Source organism: Acinetobacter sp. YH12102, assembly GCF_013419125.1.
In the GTDB taxonomy this organism is placed as follows: domain Bacteria; phylum Pseudomonadota; class Gammaproteobacteria; order Pseudomonadales; family Moraxellaceae; genus Acinetobacter; species Acinetobacter pseudolwoffii.
This window is the reverse complement of the sequence record NZ_VPAS01000003.1, coordinates 206,396-223,344: the sequence shown is the minus strand read 5'-3', so window position 1 is coordinate 223,344 and position 16,949 is coordinate 206,396. Positions and strand designations below refer to the sequence as shown.

Here is a 16,949-nt window from a genome sequence, read left to right as displayed (position 1 = left end):
ACGGGCTTTTCTTACTTATTTAGTTTCAGCAGCATCTGCTTTTTGAGTCCAGAACTCAGCCTGTTCTTCATCGCCATCTACGCCTAAACCATTGGCATAAATAAATGCAAGATCGCGCATTGCTTGAACTTCGCCAAGTTCCGCAGCCTGTTTGACCAAAGCAATCGATTTTTCCACGTCTTTTTCAATCACATCACCGCGACGGTAGAAACCGGCCAACTCTAAAGTCGCAGCAGGGTGCTTCTCGATATTGGCTTTACTTAACCAGTAATAGGCTAACTCAAAGTGAGCTTTAGATTCTTCCGGATCTTCTTCTGCCAGTTCTTTGGCATAAACCGTATAACCTTCACCTAACCAGTACATTGCATCAACCAGTCCGCCGTTGGCAGCTTTCAATGCCCATTCTTCAGCCAGAATGATGTCATCATCATGCTCGCTTTGCATATACAGTTCAGCCAATTCAAATTGCGCTTTAGCATTGCCTGCTAAGGCAAGATTGGTCAGGGCAGCAGAGGGAGAAACACGCTGGGTCATATCAACATCTCAAAAATATTATGCGTAGACTAATGCTTTAAACTAAAAAAGCCAATCCGAAGATCAGCTTTTCAAATGAGGATGGGTAAATTAGAACTTTAGATTAAACAAATGATGCCTGAAATGACGGCAATCACCGCACAGATTGAGGTAATCAGTTTAATTTTACTTTCCAGATAACTCAGGCTTAAAGCTACGACCAGGGCCGCAAAAGTCAAACTGCCGAGCCAATAACTGATCATGTTGCTGATCGTTCCAGCGAACAGGCACAGGATAAGTGCCAGAATCAATATTACCCAGCCAAGAATGCTGGCCAGTCTGGTTTTGGACGTATCTAATTCTTGAGCAAAGATCTGTTTTTGATGTTTGGACATGGATGCGGCAAGCGCAAACAAACCGAGAGATGTCAAAGCCCAAATCAATAAGAAGAACATCATGCCTGATTCTCCTTGAGCATCACTTTGGATTTTTTCGGTGGCAAGCTTTTATGATTTTTCACTTTCTTGAATGCAAACCAGAACAGGATAGCAAGCACCCACATCGCCAGATCAAAAGAAGCAATCATCCATTGAGCATTCAGGACGGTATTCCAGATCGTCTGACCGCCAGTCAGGAAATTAATGATTGGCAACAATGCGAATGCCACAGTGGCAAGCACGAGTAGCTCTAGCCAGGCTTGTCGATTGCTACGAATTATGGCGTAAATTAAGGTCAACAACCAGACGATAAAGAAGCTACGAATCTCCCAGTTCAGTCGCATGTCCATGTCTGCCGGAATAAAACGGTTGGCATAAAAGTAGGCGGCACAGGCAATCGGTAAACCAATAATTGCCGCGATATTAGTCACTTCCACAAGACGATAACCAAAAGATTTATAGCCTTGCTTTTGTTGTTGTGGTGCGCGTTTGACACACCACAGAATCAAACCAGTCGCAATCATGAATGTGCCGACCACACCAGACATGAACAATAACCAGCGTAGAGCCAAGTCCACGCCACGTGCTTCATGCAATGTGGTAAATACGTTATAAATACCGTTTGCAACTGAAGGTGTTTTCAGTGTGGTTTGATCCGGCTTTAATTCACCCGTCACGCCATTGAAAGCCAGACTCGGATAAACATTGCGATAGGCTAGGCTGACCCCATTTAAGGCACGAAGTTCAATTTCAGCTTTGGCGGTATTTGGCTGGATGATGTTAATTGTAGCAACCGGATTGTTTTTCCATTGCTTTTCTGCTGCTGCAAGAATGGGCGCTAAGTCTGCCAATGGCGCAGGGCGTGCAGGTGGTGCATCACCACGCGAACGGCGAGCTTCACTCCGTGCAGACATATCACCACGTTCACTACGACTCTCTCCCTCGCCACGCAGTCGACGCTGGTCACTATCACCGGATTCAGCCTGAACGCTATTGTCCTGAATCAAGCTCTTACGTTGATCTTGCAGAAATGCGCCTCGATTTTCATAAATCTGGCTGACACCCCAAGGCATCAGGGTAAACAGCAGCAGTAACAAACCGCTAAAGGTAATCATGATATGGAACGGCAGGGCAAATACCGCCGTTGCATTATGGGCATCCAGCCAGGAGCGCTGACCTTTGCCAGGACGGAAAGTAAAGAAATCCTTAAAAATTTTCTTATGGGTAATCACACCGCTGATAATCGCCACCAGCATGAGCAAGGTTGCAATGCCGACAATCCAGCGCGCCCAGATTCGGGGCAGTCCGTACAGTTCAAAATGAAAACGGTATAAGAATGAACCACCGCGTGTTTCACGGGCTTGCAGCACTTCACCGGTTGCACTGTCAATGGTTAGGCGGGTACCGCCACGACGGGCACGCGGATCTTCACCGGCACCGCGAATATTCAGTATGGTGGTATTCTGGCGTGAGTTAGGCAGCTGAATTGCCCAGCTGCCGGCATCCGGATGATGCTGTTGCAGATAAGCCAATGCGACACGGGTCTGTTCGATTTGGGACTTTTGTGGGACTGACTGATGAAATTCCGGTTTCATCCAGATGCTGATTTCATTCTGGAAAAAACTTAAAGTTCCAGTTAAAAAAATCGCATATAAAAGCCAGCCTAAAATCAGACTGGCCCAGGTATGCAACCATGACATCGACTGGCGTGGCCCTTCCTGTTTTGCATCTACTCTCATCTTAATTTCCTAGGAATTTATAGCTGATATAGAGCAAAACACTGGGAATTACGATTCCGAGCGTTGCCTTGATAGTTTTGTTGACCATAAATACCCAAATAAAGGCTGCGGTATTCAGGCTAAAACCAATCAGGGAGGCTGACATGGCAGCACTGCTTCCTGCATCCATAAACATCTGGGCAATCACGATGGCAGCCAGCGAGGCAAGCATATAACCGCCGACACCAGCCAAAAGAAAGCGATATAAAATCATCCCACGATAAACCAGCAGATTTGCTTTAACTTTATTTTTGCTCGATGGACTCGGTGCAGTAACTGTTTCAGTCGCTATTGCATGCATATTCGGACTACTCATCATCGGAAATTCTATTTACAAATTTATGAAGTAATTAGTGAGAATGATAACAATTATTATTTATATTTAAAATAAGAAATATAAAGCTATTTAAGTGAAAAATATAAAGAACTATTGATAAGTCTAAAAAAAGGGGGGGAGGGGGAGCGTGGATTAAAATATATAGAATTTAAAAATAAAAACAGCGGCTTGAAAGCCGCTGTTTAAAAACAATCTATTACGAATTAGTCTTGCTGAATACCTGCAACCACCCAGTCCTGATTTGAAGCTACTGGTTTGGTGAAATGCCAGATTTCTGCGAACGGTTGCGGCAAGCTGTTTAAGTCTTCGCTTACCGTACCGGTAAAGCGTACGCTGACAATATACTGGCCATTGTCAGTCGATGAGTCGACAACCATCGCATTCAGATTTAAAAACTCGGCAACATCCTGATCCTGATTGCTCATGATGTCGTTATACATTGACTGATAAAGATCAGGAGTCAGATAACGCTGAATTTCAGAAATGTTGCTTGCTGTATTCATGGACTGAATATGGTTAAAACGCTGACGCGCTACACGCAAGAATGCAGCAGGTTCAGTACCATCCGGTAACTGGCTGCCACTTTGGGTATAAGCTGCACCAAAAGGCGCATTATTTACCGGAGCGGAACCAAGCGGAGCATTATTGCTTGACGTTTGACCACCCACGTTCTGGCCAAAAATATTGGTACTGTCACCACCGCGAGGTGCAGTCGGTGCCTGACCAAAAGGTGCTGTATTACCAGCACCGCTATTTGGTGCAAAAGGGTTAGAAGCTACTTTTTTTTTTGCGCTCATTTTACGGAAAATGAAGAAGGCAACAGCAGCAGCAAGAAGGATCCAGATCCAGCCCGGAATACCACCTTTTTCCTCTTCTGCTTGAGCAGCCTGAGCTTCAGATGCTGCTACACTTTGATCATCGGCCAATGCATTGGCAGCTACGGCACCAATCGCAGCACCCGCTACACCGGCAGCAACCATACCACCCACACCTGGGCCAGATTTTTGCTGGGTTGCAGCACCGGCAACTGGCGCTTGTTGAGCAGGCGCAGCTTGACGAGGTTGTTGATAAGATTGGGTAGGCTGTGCAGAACGTTGCATACCGTGACTTTTACCGCCACCGGCACGTTTTGCTTCAGCAGCAAAAGGCGCAACCAATAATACTGCTGTCAAGATACCTGTAATCAAACCGCGCTGTCGAACTTGCATTCATTTTTCCTATGAGAATAAAACCTATTTGTACAGTCTATTTATATAGGCTTTGTGTGGAATTTCAATCAAAAATCTGTATTTTTTTGCGCTTTACTGCAAATTCACTGCCTGATGCTTAATTTAGCTCATCACTTAAAGACATGGCTTCACTCAGGGCTTCATGCAAACGGGCAACAGCAATAATTTGCACGCCTGCAATGGTTTTTTGCGGTGCATTGCCACGCGGCACAATAATGTATTTAAAACCATGCTTGATCGCTTCTTTCAGACGTTCCTGTCCATTTGGCACGGGACGAATTTCACCAGACAGCCCGACTTCCCCAAAAACAGCCAGTTGTTGTGGTAAGGCCTTGCCACGAATACTGGAAGCGCAGGCGAGAAGTACCGCCAGATCCGAACCGGTTTCGGTGATTTTCAAACCACCGACGATATTGACATAGACATCCTGGCCGGAGGTTTGCACACCACCATGCCGATGCATGACGGCCAAGAGCATATTCAGGCGGTTCTGGTCCAGACCCAGCGCGACCCGTCGTGGCTGACCATGCGCATCATCGACCAAAGCCTGTACTTCGACCAGGAGTGGACGCGTGCCTTCACGACTGATCATGACAATCGAGCCCGGAATCGCTTCATCATAACGGCTTAAAAAGATGGCTGAAGGATTAGATACTTCGCGTAGACCTTTGTCGGTCATGCCGAACACACCGAGTTCATTAACCGCACCAAAACGGTTTTTGACCGCTCGGATCATTCGGTAACGTGAATCCGACTGGCCTTCAAAATACAGCACACAGTCGACCATATGTTCCAGTACACGTGGGCCGGCCAGTGCGCCTTCTTTGGTCACATGACCGACCAGAAACAAAGACGTGCCGCTATTTTTGGCAAAACGGGTCAACAGGGCCGCTGATTCACGAATCTGTGAGACACCACCTGGTGCAGATTGCAGGGTTTCGGTATACAAGGTTTGGATCGAGTCCAGGATTGCCACCGCAGGACGTTGCTGGGCCAGCACTTCACAAATACGTTCGACGCAGGTTTCTGCCATGACTTTGAGCTGGTCGGTCGGCAGATCCAGACGCTGGGCACGTAATGCGACCTGAGACAGGGATTCCTCACCGGTCACATACAGGGCCGGATTTTTGGCAGATGCCATGTGCGTGGCTGTTTGTAGCAAGATGGTAGATTTACCAATCCCGGGATCACCGCCGATCAGGACCACCGAACCGGTCACCAGTCCGCCACCCAAGACTCGGTCAAATTCGCTGATACCCGTCGGAAGACGGGTTTCATGAGAGACTGAGACCTGATTTAAGGTAGTAATGCTAGACGCCTGGCCGGCGTATCCACCACCAATTTTTGGCTGGGCGCGATGCGTCACTGCCGGTGCAATGGTCACCTCAACCAGGCTGTTCCATTCCCCGCATTCAGAACACTGCCCCGACCATTTGGGATGATCGGCACCACATTGTTCACAACGATACACACTTTTTGCTTTAGCCATATTTGAAGATGAAGCGATTGAAATTGAGTGACAGCATAGCGGTGAATGCTATCGAAAACCAAGCCTTTCACCTGAAAAATCATGGTTTTTACGACAAGGTTTGTCGCTTTTATTTATGCTGATTTGAATACTGTGCGGTAACGCCGTCTATAATGCCCGTCTTGTTATGCTGGAATGGAACAGATCTTGTCACAATTGCTGAAACATATTGATGCGATCGCACGTGAAAAAAACCGTGATGTGTTATTTGTGCATTTTGATCATTATATACATCCAGATCGGAACGCAGACTCGGTTCGCCAGATTTTGATCGGCTGGCTAGAGCAACAGGGCATTGTCTATATGCCGTGTTTAGGTCTGGATCAAACCGTCCATAGTGAAATCTACCTGGGTGGGCTTTATCTGGATGTACCTTTTGATCTGCATCATAAAACCTATCAAAAATTGAGTGGATATCTGGAAGATGAACAGGGCAATATGAAAATTAAAGGCATTCAGTTTTTTGTTTTATCTTTAGGACTGGCACTTGAACTCGAATCTGACGGCAAATTACCAGAATGGGGCGGTTTACGCTCATAGAACATGAATATTGGATTTGAATTTCGAATAATTAATAATAAAAAGCCACAATTGATGTGGCTTTTTATTCTCTTGGTTCGGGATTTAAGCAATAAGGCGGTTAATAAAGTTCACCAGATTTACGTCTTGCGATGAAGTCTTTCGATTCCTTGGCAATCACGCCAGACAATAACAGCAATGCAATCAGGTTGGGAACCGCCATCAGACCATTAAAGGTATCGGCAAATAACCAGACCAGATCCAGTGTCGCGATACAGCCGACAAAAACCGATGCAATATAAATAATACGATAGGGTAGAACGAACTTTTCGCCGAGCAAGTAAGTGGCACATTTTTCGCCGTAGTAGCTCCAGCCTAAAATCGTGGAATAAGCAAAGAAAATAATTCCGAAGGTGACGACCCAGCCACCGACACCGGGCAGGAGTTTGTCGAACACGCCAATCGTCAGTACTGCACCGGTCTGATCACCAAATGAATTACCGGCCATGATGTAGCCCATGACCAGAACAATACCAGTAATTGAACAGACAATAATGGTATCAATAAAAGTACCGGTCATAGAGACCAGACCTTGACGGGCAGGATGGTCGGTTTTTGCTGCTGCGGCTGCAATCGGCGCAGAGCCCATGCCGGCTTCATTCGAGAATACCCCACGTGCTACACCATAACGAATCGCCGCACCAATCGCACCGCCTACTGCAGCTTCACCAGTAAAAGCATAGGTGAAGATCATTTTTAGTGCAGGTGCTACCAGTTCTAAATTGTTGAGAATAATGACCAGACCACCAGCCACATAGCCTACCGCCATGATTGGAACAATCACCGAAGATGCCTTGGAAATCGATTTAATCCCGCCCAAAATCACCAGTGCTGAAAAGGCAGTAATGATAATGCCGGTCATCCAGGTTTCGATCCCCAAACTGTTTTCAACTGCCAGTGCAACAGTATTGGACTGCACTGAACTGCCGATCCCAAAAGAGGCCAGTGTCCCGAACAAGGCAAAAATCAGCGCCAGCCATTTCCATTTGAGGCCACGTTCGATGTAGTACATCGGACCACCCGACATTTCACCTTTTTCATTTTTAATTCGGTATTTGACTGCAAGGACACCTTCACCGTATTTAGTCGCCATACCAAACAGTGCAGTCATCCACATCCAGAACACCGCACCCGGACCACCCAGCACACAGGCGGTGGCTACGCCGGCAATATTACCGGTACCAATCGTGGCAGACAGTGCGGTCATCAGTGAAGCGAACTGGGAAATATCACCTGAGTGCTCGGGATGCTTGCCAAAAACCTGTTTGAAGGCCAGTGGCAGCATACGGAATTGCCAGAACAATAAGCGGAAAGTGAGGAATATGCCGGTGCCGACAATCAGTACCAGCATATAAGGGCCCCAGACCCAGCCGCTTAAAGTCTCCATTAAACTTTGTAAATTTTGCATAAAATTCTTCTTATTGATCCATGTCTATGTAATTCGAGATATTGATTAAAAAGCAATTATTGTGCCATCGGTATTCATCCTGAATACTTAAAATGGCAGAATTGTGTTCTAGTTTTTACATGGTTTTGCTGCTTTGACAAGAAGTTTCTTGAATCTCGGGCGTCGAAAAAATAAGCGTTAAGCTGGCGCGAGTGAGATATAAGAAAAATAAATGAACTTTACAGTTTAGGCAGAAAATACAAATGATGTGATTTTTCTTTTTGTATTCAGGCTTTTTTACGTTAATTTGTCGCGAGTAAAACTCGAAGTTGAAATCAATAATGTCAGAAAAATATAACAGTTCATCGGCAGAGCACGGTGAGTTACAGCGAAGTTTATCCAATCGGCATCTACAGCTTATTGCCATTGGTGGCGCCATCGGAACCGGCCTGTTTATGGGTTCGGGCAAGACCATCAGTCTCGCAGGTCCTTCTATTCTGGTGATCTATATGATCATCGGTTTTATGGTATTTCTGGTAATGCGTGCACTCGGTGAGTTGTTGCTCTCGAATTTGCAATATAAATCATTCATTGATTTTGCCACGGATCTGATCGGGCCTTGGGCCGGATACTTTGTTGGCTGGACCTACTGGCTGTGCTGGATCACTATCGGGATCGCAGATCTATCCGCGATTATTTATTACCTGCAATTCTTCAATAATGGCTTGCCCTTTAGTCCTGAAGAAGGAGTGATGATCAGCGTTGCCGCGATTGTGTTTATCATGGGTTTGAACCTGGTCACGGTCAAACTGTTTGGTGAAATGGAATTCTGGTTTGCTCTGGTCAAGATTATCGCGATTGTGGTGCTGATTGCCGTTGGCCTGTGGATGGTCTTTACCGGGTTTACCTCGGATGCCGGCACAGTTGCGTCATTTAGTCATATCTGGTCACATGGCGGTATCTTCCCGACTGGAGCGATGGGTTTCCTGGCCGGGTTCCAGATTGCGATTTTTGCCTTCGTGGGTGTAGAGCTGGTGGGTACGACCGCAGCTGAAACCAAAGATCCGGAAAAGAACCTGCCGAAAGCAGTGAACTCGATTCCGATCCGTATCATTATTTTCTATGTACTGGCACTTTTGATTGTGATGTCGGTAACGCCATGGAATCAGATTGATCCAAATATCTCGCCCTTTGTGAACCTGTTTAGTCAGGCTGGTATTGCCGCAGCTGCGATCATCATGAACCTGGTGGTGTTGTCCTCGGTGATGTCATCGATGAACAGTGGGGTATTCTCGACCAGTCGTATGCTGTTCGGTCTGTCGCGTGAAGAGCAGGCACCACTTGCCTTTGGTCGCTTAAACCGTCGTGCAGTTCCGGCAAATGCCTTGTATTTCTCTGCGGTATGTTTGTTGCTGGGTGCAGCACTACAGTATTTCGTTCCAGATACCGTCCGCGCTTTCACTTTAGCAACGACTTTATCCACGATTCTGTTTATCTGTGTCTGGATCATCATTATCTGGAGCTATATCGTGTACTACAAAACACGTCCAGAATTGCATGCCAAATCGACCTTTAAGTTGCCGGGCGGTCTGGTGACCTGCTGGATTGTGATCGTATTCTTCCTGAGCATGATCGTGGTGTTGGCGCTGGAAGACGATACCCGTCAAGCACTGATGGTCAGCCCGATCTGGTTTATCCTTCTGGTTATTGGCTATTTCGGTTTCTATAAACAGAAACATAAATAAACCTTATCAATAAAAACGTCAGCGATCTGCTGGCGTTTTTTTATCGCTAAAGATAATCTCTAGGCTTTAGCGCTTTGGTCATGGTGATCATCGCGTTATACTTCATCGAAACACTATTCAATTAGGTGGTCAGATGCATCAAGTCATTTGCTACATCAGTATCTTGGCGACAAGTCTTGTTCTTGCAGCTTGTGGGCAGTCAGGTGCGTTGCACTTGCCGAATGATCCAGATTACGACAAGCGTGCCAAGTATTTGTTATATAAAAATACCGAAGCTGAATCCAAAGCCTCCGATGAAGAACGAGATGCCCCTGTGCAACAACAGTTTGCTGCGCCTGAAGCATCAGATTCAACGACTACACCTTAACGCTTTCAAAGAAAGGATACCTTCATGAGTTTCACCCGCATTAATGGGGTATTGCACGCTGAGCAATGTTCATTACAACAGCTCGCAGAGCAATTTGGCACACCTCTCTATGTTTATTCCAAAGCCACCTTGGAAAAGCATTTTTTAGATATGGACCGTGCTTTTAACTTTATCGATCATCAAATCTGTTTCGCGGTAAAGTCCAACTCCAATCTTGCGGTATTGAATGTATTGGCCAAACAGGGGGCCGGTTTTGATATTGTGACCGGCGGTGAATTGGCACGTGTACTGAAAGCCGGTGGTGATGCCGCAAAAATTGTATTTTCGGGTCTGGGTAAAACTGAAGCAGATATTAAAAAAGCCTTAGAAGTGGGCATTGCCTGCTTTAATGTGGAATCTCATGCCGAGCTGGATCGTATTCAAAAGGTTGCGGCTGAATTGAATGTTAAAGCGCCGATTTCATTGCGCGTGAATCCGGACGTCGATGCCAAAACCCATCCTTATATTTCAACCGGTCTAAAAGAAAATAAATTCGGTATTCCATCTGATAGCGTATTTGCAACCTATCAATATGCGGCGTCACTGGCCAATCTGGATGTGGTCGGGATTGACTGTCATATCGGTTCACAGCTCACCGAAACCCAGCCTTTTGTTGATGCGCTGGATCGTGTCATTGTCATGATTGACCAGCTCAAAGAAATGGGTATCCACCTCAAACACATCGATATTGGTGGTGGTTTGGGTGTGACTTATAAAGATGAAACTCCGCCATCGGTTGAAGAATATGCCAATGCGCTGCGTCCAGCTTTAGAAAAATTGGGCCTGAAAGTGTATATGGAGCCGGGGCGTAGTATTTCTGCCAATGCGGGTGTATTGCTGACCAAAGTCGATCTGCTCAAACCCACCAATCACCGTAATTTCGCGATTATTGATGCCGCGATGAACGACCTGATTCGCCCGGCTTTATATGAAGCATGGATGGACATTCAACCTGTTAGGCCGCGTACTGATGCTGAAACTAAAGAATGGGATGTGGTGGGTGCGATCTGTGAAACCGGTGATTTCCTCGGTAAAGAGCGTGAATTGGCAATCAAAGAAAATGATGTACTGGCAGTCTTAGGCGCAGGTGCCTACGGTTTTGTGATGAGCTCAAACTACAACAGCCGTGGCCGTGCGGCTGAAGTGATGGTTGATGCAGATCAGGCACATTTGATTCGTGAACGTGAGACGATTGAATCGCTTTGGGAACGTGAGCGTTTATTGCCTTAAGGACTAAATCGAGATGTTATTAGAATTTACCAAGATGCATGGTCTGGGCAATGACTTTATGGTGGTTGATCTGATCAGCCAGCGCGCTTATTTAGATCCGGTCACCATTCAGCGCTTGGCCAATCGTAACTTTGGTATTGGTTTTGATCAGCTGCTGGTGGTTGAGCCTCCAGACGTACCAAGTGCAGATTTTAAATACCGGATTTTTAATGCCGATGGTTCGGAAGTAGAACAATGTGGCAATGGCGTGCGCTGTTTTGCCAAGTTTGTGCATGACCGTCAGCTGACCAGCAAAACCAAAATCAAGGTACAGACGAAGTCTGGTATTGTAGAGCCAGAATTGGGCGCCAATGGCTGGGTGCGGGTCAATATGGGCTATCCGAAATTCCTGCCGCAGGACATTCCATTTTTGGCCGATGCACCGGAAAGCCTGTATGACATTGAGCTTACTGGCGGTGAAAAGCTGAGCATTGATGTGGTGAATATGGGTAATCCGCATGCGGTGACGATTGTACCGGATGTGATTGCTGCCGATGTGGCACGTATTGGCCCACAAGTTGAAGCGCATGCGCGTTTCCCGGCACGGGTCAATGCTGGCTTTATGCAGATCATTGATGAAAAACATGCGCGTTTGCGTGTATATGAACGTGGTGTCGGCGAGACTCTGGCCTGTGGTACAGGTGCCTGTGCCGCAGCCATTTCCGGGATGCGCCGTGGTCTGCTGTCGAGCAAGGTTGAAATCGAGCTGGCAGGTGGCAAGTTGCAGATCGAGTGGAAAGAAGGTGATGTGGTCTGGATGACCGGACCAACGGCGACCGTGTATGAAGGGCGTCTGGATTTGCGTTATTTTCAGGGTTAATCGGCATTAAGTTTTAAAAAAGCACCGTGCTCAGAACGGTGCTTTTTTTATGTTAGGATGAAACTGAAATTTAATATGCATGATTATGCCTTCATGAATCAGCTTGTATTTTTACCGGGTGCATCTGGCAGCCAAGGTTTTTGGCAGCCGTTAAGAGCAGCATTAACCGAATATCCAGATCAGCAGGTCATTGCCTATCCAGGATTTGATGGGGTAACGCCAAATGTAGCCATTCAAAACCTGTATGATTTGCAAGAACTAGTAAATAGGCAGATTCAGGATGACTCCATTCTGATTGCCCAGTCGATGGGTGGTGTACTGGCAGTTGGGTTGGCGCTTAAGCATCCGCAAAAAGTCAAAGGGCTGGTATTGTTGGCGACATCAGGCGGTTTAAATTTGAAGAGATTTCACTGTGCCGACTGGCGAACAGATTATCGTGAACAGTTTAAAGCAGTACCGAACTGGTTTGTACAAGATCACACTGAATTTAATCCTGATCAGCTCGCCGGTCTTGAAATTCCCATTTTGCTAATTTGGGCAGATCATGATCCTCTAAGCACGATTCAAGTAGGACAATACTTAGAAAAAATATTTAAACATGCAAAACTGCATATCATCCAAGGCGGAAATCATTTCTTTGCCAACACTCATGCAGATCAGGTGGCAGCACTGATTCAAGATTATCTGGAGCAATTTTAAATGGAGCATGCAGTGACTGTGCCCCCTCAACTTTTGCTCAATATGTGGCTGAAAGAACGTGAAATCCAGAACCAGTCTAAACATACCTTGCAGGCCTATGCTCGTGATGTCTCGGATTTTTTAGAGTTTTGCCAGCGTGAGCAGCTCAATTTAAATGATGTAGAAGCCACAGACCTGCGCCAGTTTCTGGCTGAAAAAGTCGAACAGCATCAGCTGAGTCCCAGCAGTCTTCAGCGCATGCTGTCGTCCATTCGCCAGTTTATGAAATGGGCAGAGCAGGCCCAGCATCTCGCTTTTAATCCGGCTGATGATTTTCAGTTAAAGCGCCAATCGCGTCCTTTGCCGGGCATGGTAGACATTGAAACCGTGAATCAGATCATCGATCAGCCTGCGCCTGAAAATGAAATCCAGCAGCAAATGTGGCTCCGGGACAAAGCGATTCTGGAGTTGCTGTATTCCAGTGGGTTGCGTCTGGCCGAATTACAAAACCTCAGAATCAAAGATATCGACTTTAACCGGCAGTTGTTACGTATTACTGGTAAGGGCAATAAAACCCGGATCGTGCCTTTTGGCTCCAAGGCCAAAGAGAGTGTTATGGCCTGGTTACAGCTTTATCCACGCTGGAATGGCGATTTTGTGCCAGAGGCGAATGTATTTATTACCCAGAAGGGCAATCCACTGGGTGCACGCCAAATTGAAAATCGGGTCAAGTTTCAGGCGCAGCGCGCAGGCGTCAATGTGGATTTACATCCGCATTTGTTACGTCACTGCTTTGCCAGTCATATGCTGTCGAATAGCCGCGACTTACGTGCGGTTCAGGAAATGCTGGGCCACAGTAATTTAAGCACCACCCAGATTTATACCCATGTCGATTTTGATCATCTGGCACAAATTTATGATCAGGCGCATCCGCGTGCACAGCATAAAAAGGATTGATCATGCGCTAAGTGGTAGAAATTAAAAATCATGAATATATATTTTTGGCATAAAACTTTCATATTTAAACCTTAAAATGGAATTGAACTGAAAACTGGCGTTCTGTTGGGGCATTTCACTATTGTCTTATTCGTTAAATGCGTCATTTCAGGTATAACAAGAACGAGTAATTAATATTTAAAATGAAGTATGACTGAGCAAAGTCTCAGCATTTGGCGGATGGGAATTGATATGGACACAATAGTGATTGCAGATATAGAACAAAAATATGCACAGTTAAGCGCAGCTCAAAAAGAAATGTTTGCAGGTTATGGTTTGCGACAAATCAAGCATTTTGTGGACATTAGCTTACCGAGTCTTGCAGCGACTTTACCTGAAGGTGCCATCATTCAAGGGATTAATGCCGATGGTAAAGTTCAGGCATTTAATGCAATGACAGGACAATACTATTTATGGATTTCTGATTTACAGTGGCAAGTGTCGAATCGTGCCACCCAAGCGGTCGATTTAAAAGAAGATGCGATTGCGATTTGGACAGTTTTTGAATTATCAGACTATGAATTGGTGGATTTAAGCCATATTCATCGTGATTTTAGCACAGGTAACTGCCTAAACTCCCTAGTATCTCGGCTTTACTCAAGAAAAAGGTTGTCTTTAAACAAGGCAACCTGATATTTTTCTTATCGTCAAACTTGCGATCTATCTATCTGCAACATAGCGGGTGCTTTAAGCTGGCTATGATTATTTAGCGCTGGAATTAAAAATACGCCATCGTCACTCTTAATCCATTCGTTTATAAATCCTCTAAAGGCAATTGGAAACTCTGTTTAATAATCTGACTCGGTAAATCGGTTTTAACACTGGTAATACCATTTTTTTTAGTCAGATGGGTCGACTGGAATTTACGGTAACTTTCCAGATCAGGCACCACGACTTTCAGCATGGCATCACTTTCCCCCAAAATGATATAGCACTCCATCACTTGAGGTAGTTCTTTCATCGCCTCAATAAAAGTGTCAATGGTTTCGGCATCTTGACCGACCAGCCAAATCCGTGAAAACAAAATCAGCTGAAAGCCAATTTTCTGCTGATCGACAATGGTGGTGTAATTCTGAATCACACCCGCATCTTCCAGTAATTTGACCCGCCGCAAACAGGAGGAAGGTGAAAGTCCAATTTCCCGCGCCAGATCATTATTTTGAATACGGCCATTGGCTTGTAAATGTCGAATGATATTTTTATCAATTCGATCAAGTTTTACTCGCACAGACTTGGTGGATATTTTCATAAATTAGAATAATATTCGAAAAATAAGACTTATTATAAAATAAATTGAAAGCCAATTTTGTAAAAAATCGCAGATACTTGTTTCACTTTCTGGAGTTTGAAAGGAAAAGGAAATGTCTGTATTTGTACTCTTTGCACTGACCGTGCTTCCCCTGATTTTTACGCCTGGACCCGATATGTTATTTATCCTGTCTCAAGTGATGGGTAAAGATGCAAAAGCAGGCATGATGGCGACTGTCGGTGTGTGTTGTGGTTATCTGGTGCATTCGATTCTGGTCGCACTCGGAATTGCCGCGATTATTGTGTCCTTTCCGGTGCTGTTTGAAACGATTCGCTGGCTCGGAATTGCTTATCTGCTGTATCTGGCCTTTGGCCTGTTCAAGTCAGTATTCAGTAAAAATGTGCTGAACATTGAGAAAAAGACGTCAGCCAATCCGATTCAAAAAGGTTTTTTTACTGCGTTATTAAACCCGAAAGGCATGCTGATTTATTTTGCGATTTTGCCGCAGTTTATTGATAAATCGGCCAATACTGTCAGTCAAGGTTTGATTCTGTCCTTTATTTTTATTGGTCTGATTTTTGTGGTGTATTGTGGCTTAAGTATTTTGTTCAGCAAAATCAGCCAGAAAACCCAGATTGATGAACGTAAACAAAAATGGGTAGACGGAACTTCTGGTGGTTTATTGGCGCTTGCAGCAAGCTGGCTCATCATCAATTAAGCCCGATTCAAAAAAGCATACTTTTCACAGTATGCTTTTTTTATAGTTAAAAGCACTTGAAAAAGAGATGACTTTTCCAGCATATCTATAAGTGAGCGGGTTGCTTATTCAGTCAATTGGTCTTTTTAGTGGGCCAAATCCGTTTCAAAGAAGATTTCTGTCTAAAATGACAAATATGATTGTGGGTTCATCCTGCCAGTTTTGCTGCCAACTACTTTCATTTTATTTTGCGTACAGCTTTTCAATCAGAACTATTGATGTGACTAATCAAATAAAAAAATAATATAAATCAATGCTTAAATTTTAAGTAAATGTTTATACATTTCATTGTAATAAATGGATAACAATTAATTGTGAACGCATCGTTCAGGTAAATTTACGCATTTTTACAGCTCTTTGTTGAATTGTGACTTGACCGAAATGCCGTACACATTGCAAGATAGGGCACCTAAAAAAATTTAAGTGAAGAGTTACACTAACTTTTCTCAACATTTACATTTGCTAAAACAGCCGAGGATTACATGAAGGCTCTTGTTGCTGTAAAACGTGTGGTTGATGCCAACGTTAAAGTTCGTGTTAAACCGGACAACAGTGGTGTTGACTTAACCAACGTTAAAATGTCAATTAACCCATTCTGTGAAATCGCAGTGGAAGAAGCGGTTCGTTTAAAAGAAAAAGGAACTGTTTCAGAAATCATTGTTGTTTCTATTGGTCCTAAAGAAGCGCAAGAACAGATCCGTTCTGCAATGGCGCTTGGTGCTGACCGCGGTATTCTGGTTGAAGCTGATGACAGCCAGCTCGGTGCGCTAGAAATTGCTAAAATCCTGAAAGGTGTTGTTGAAGCTGAACAACCACAATTAATCCTTCTAGGTAAGCAAGCCATTGATGACGACTCTAATCAGGTTGGTCAGATGCTTGGCGCTCTAATGGGTGCGGGCCAAGGTACATTTGCTTCTGAAGTGAAAGTAGATGGCGACAAAGTACAAGTAACACGTGAAGTAGACGGTGGTTTACAAACTGTTGAACTTGCACTTCCAGCCATTATTACCACTGACTTGCGTTTGAACGAGCCACGTTATGCAGCGCTTCCAAACATCATGAAAGCGCGTAAAAAACCGCTTGATAACAAGTCGCCTGCAGATTTTGGTGTAACGACCACAACTAAACTGAAAACAGTAAAAGTTGAATCACCTGCAGAGCGTAAAGCTGGCGTACAAGTGAAGTCTGTAGACGAGCTTGTAGAAAAATTGAAAAACGAAGCGAAAGTGATCTAATACAGA

The 16,949-nt window shown here is 44.9% G+C and carries 18 protein-coding genes; 10 read left to right on the top strand and 8 right to left on the bottom strand.

The window, feature by feature from the left end; all coding sequences use genetic code 11:
* Nucleotides 1–15 precede the first annotated feature (15 nt).
* From FTU42_RS03650 to radA, 6 genes are all read right to left on the bottom strand, one after another.
* Nucleotides 16–534: a tetratricopeptide repeat protein gene (locus FTU42_RS03650; protein ID WP_180083042.1), complete on the bottom strand. Its 519-nt coding sequence runs from the start codon at nucleotides 532–534 to the stop codon at nucleotides 16–18.
* 98 nt (nucleotides 535–632) lie between these two features.
* Nucleotides 633–971: a DUF3325 domain-containing protein gene (locus FTU42_RS03645; RefSeq protein ID WP_004280521.1), complete on the bottom strand. Its 339-nt coding sequence runs from the start codon at nucleotides 969–971 to the stop codon at nucleotides 633–635.
* Nucleotides 968–2,689: a PepSY domain-containing protein gene (locus tag FTU42_RS03640; RefSeq protein ID WP_180083041.1), complete on the bottom strand. Its 1,722-nt coding sequence runs from the start codon at nucleotides 2,687–2,689 to the stop codon at nucleotides 968–970. Before FTU42_RS03640 ends, FTU42_RS03645 begins: the two co-directional genes overlap by 4 nt.
* A gap of 1 nt (nucleotide 2,690) precedes the next feature.
* Nucleotides 2,691–3,047 (bottom strand): hypothetical protein, encoded by a 357-nt coding sequence (locus FTU42_RS03635; protein WP_180083040.1) that lies wholly within the window; start codon nucleotides 3,045–3,047, stop codon nucleotides 2,691–2,693.
* A 221-nt stretch (nucleotides 3,048–3,268) separates the two neighbouring features.
* Nucleotides 3,269–4,273 carry a Tim44 domain-containing protein gene (locus FTU42_RS03630; RefSeq protein ID WP_180083039.1) on the bottom strand — a complete coding sequence of 335 codons (1,005 nt, stop codon included), beginning with the start codon at nucleotides 4,271–4,273 and terminating at the stop codon, nucleotides 3,269–3,271.
* A 118-nt stretch (nucleotides 4,274–4,391) separates the two neighbouring features.
* Nucleotides 4,392–5,783 (bottom strand): DNA repair protein RadA, encoded by a 1,392-nt coding sequence (radA, locus tag FTU42_RS03625; RefSeq protein WP_180083038.1) that lies wholly within the window; start codon nucleotides 5,781–5,783, stop codon nucleotides 4,392–4,394.
* 174 nt (nucleotides 5,784–5,957) lie between these two features.
* Between radA and FTU42_RS03620 the strand changes: the two genes are divergently transcribed.
* On the top strand, nucleotides 5,958–6,362 hold the full coding sequence (locus FTU42_RS03620) for a hypothetical protein (protein WP_180083037.1): 405 nt from the start codon (nucleotides 5,958–5,960) through the stop codon (nucleotides 6,360–6,362).
* 100 nt (nucleotides 6,363–6,462) lie between these two features.
* Here FTU42_RS03620 and FTU42_RS03615 read toward each other — a convergent pair whose 3' ends face one another.
* Nucleotides 6,463–7,809, bottom strand: a complete 1,347-nt coding sequence (locus FTU42_RS03615; RefSeq protein WP_005097666.1) for a sodium:alanine symporter family protein — start codon at nucleotides 7,807–7,809, stop codon at nucleotides 6,463–6,465.
* Nucleotides 7,810–8,129: 320 nt separating this feature from the next.
* On the opposite strand from FTU42_RS03615, the gene FTU42_RS03610 reads away from it, so the two are divergent.
* The 7 genes from FTU42_RS03610 to FTU42_RS03580 all read left to right on the top strand — a co-directional run bounded on the left by FTU42_RS03610 (nucleotide 8,130) and on the right by FTU42_RS03580 (nucleotide 14,335).
* On the top strand, nucleotides 8,130–9,533 hold the full coding sequence (locus FTU42_RS03610; RefSeq protein ID WP_005097664.1) for an amino acid permease: 1,404 nt from the start codon (nucleotides 8,130–8,132) through the stop codon (nucleotides 9,531–9,533).
* Between the two features lie 133 nt (nucleotides 9,534–9,666).
* Nucleotides 9,667–9,900 carry a lipoprotein gene (locus FTU42_RS03605; RefSeq protein ID WP_005097662.1) on the top strand — a complete coding sequence of 78 codons (234 nt, stop codon included), beginning with the start codon at nucleotides 9,667–9,669 and terminating at the stop codon, nucleotides 9,898–9,900.
* 24 nt (nucleotides 9,901–9,924) lie between these two features.
* Complete coding sequence (gene lysA / locus FTU42_RS03600; RefSeq protein WP_074383381.1) at nucleotides 9,925–11,169, top strand: diaminopimelate decarboxylase; 1,245 nt, start codon at nucleotides 9,925–9,927, stop codon at nucleotides 11,167–11,169.
* Nucleotides 11,170–11,182: 13 nt separating this feature from the next.
* Complete coding sequence (gene dapF, locus FTU42_RS03595) at nucleotides 11,183–12,028, top strand: diaminopimelate epimerase (protein ID WP_100329077.1); 846 nt, start codon at nucleotides 11,183–11,185, stop codon at nucleotides 12,026–12,028.
* Nucleotides 12,029–12,121: 93 nt separating this feature from the next.
* Nucleotides 12,122–12,727 (top strand): alpha/beta fold hydrolase, encoded by a 606-nt coding sequence (locus FTU42_RS03590; protein WP_227523632.1) that lies wholly within the window; start codon nucleotides 12,122–12,124, stop codon nucleotides 12,725–12,727.
* A complete protein-coding gene (gene xerA / locus FTU42_RS03585) occupies nucleotides 12,728–13,663 on the top strand; it encodes a site-specific tyrosine recombinase/integron integrase (RefSeq protein WP_159138226.1) in 936 nt (311 codons plus the stop codon).
* A 231-nt stretch (nucleotides 13,664–13,894) separates the two neighbouring features.
* Nucleotides 13,895–14,335, top strand: a complete 441-nt coding sequence (locus FTU42_RS03580; RefSeq protein ID WP_257225546.1) for a hypothetical protein — start codon at nucleotides 13,895–13,897, stop codon at nucleotides 14,333–14,335.
* A 121-nt stretch (nucleotides 14,336–14,456) separates the two neighbouring features.
* Here FTU42_RS03580 and FTU42_RS03575 read toward each other — a convergent pair whose 3' ends face one another.
* Entirely contained in the window at nucleotides 14,457–14,951 is a 495-nt protein-coding gene (locus FTU42_RS03575; protein ID WP_004645712.1) for an Lrp/AsnC family transcriptional regulator, read from the bottom strand.
* A gap of 112 nt (nucleotides 14,952–15,063) precedes the next feature.
* On the opposite strand from FTU42_RS03575, the gene FTU42_RS03570 reads away from it, so the two are divergent.
* Nucleotides 15,064–15,669 (top strand): LysE family translocator, encoded by a 606-nt coding sequence (locus FTU42_RS03570; RefSeq protein ID WP_005097656.1) that lies wholly within the window; start codon nucleotides 15,064–15,066, stop codon nucleotides 15,667–15,669.
* A 521-nt stretch (nucleotides 15,670–16,190) separates the two neighbouring features.
* The gene (locus FTU42_RS03565; protein WP_005097655.1) at nucleotides 16,191–16,943 is read left to right on the top strand and encodes an electron transfer flavoprotein subunit beta/FixA family protein; all 753 of its coding nucleotides are present in this window, start codon (nucleotides 16,191–16,193) and stop codon (nucleotides 16,941–16,943) included.
* Nucleotides 16,944–16,949 lie beyond the last annotated feature (6 nt).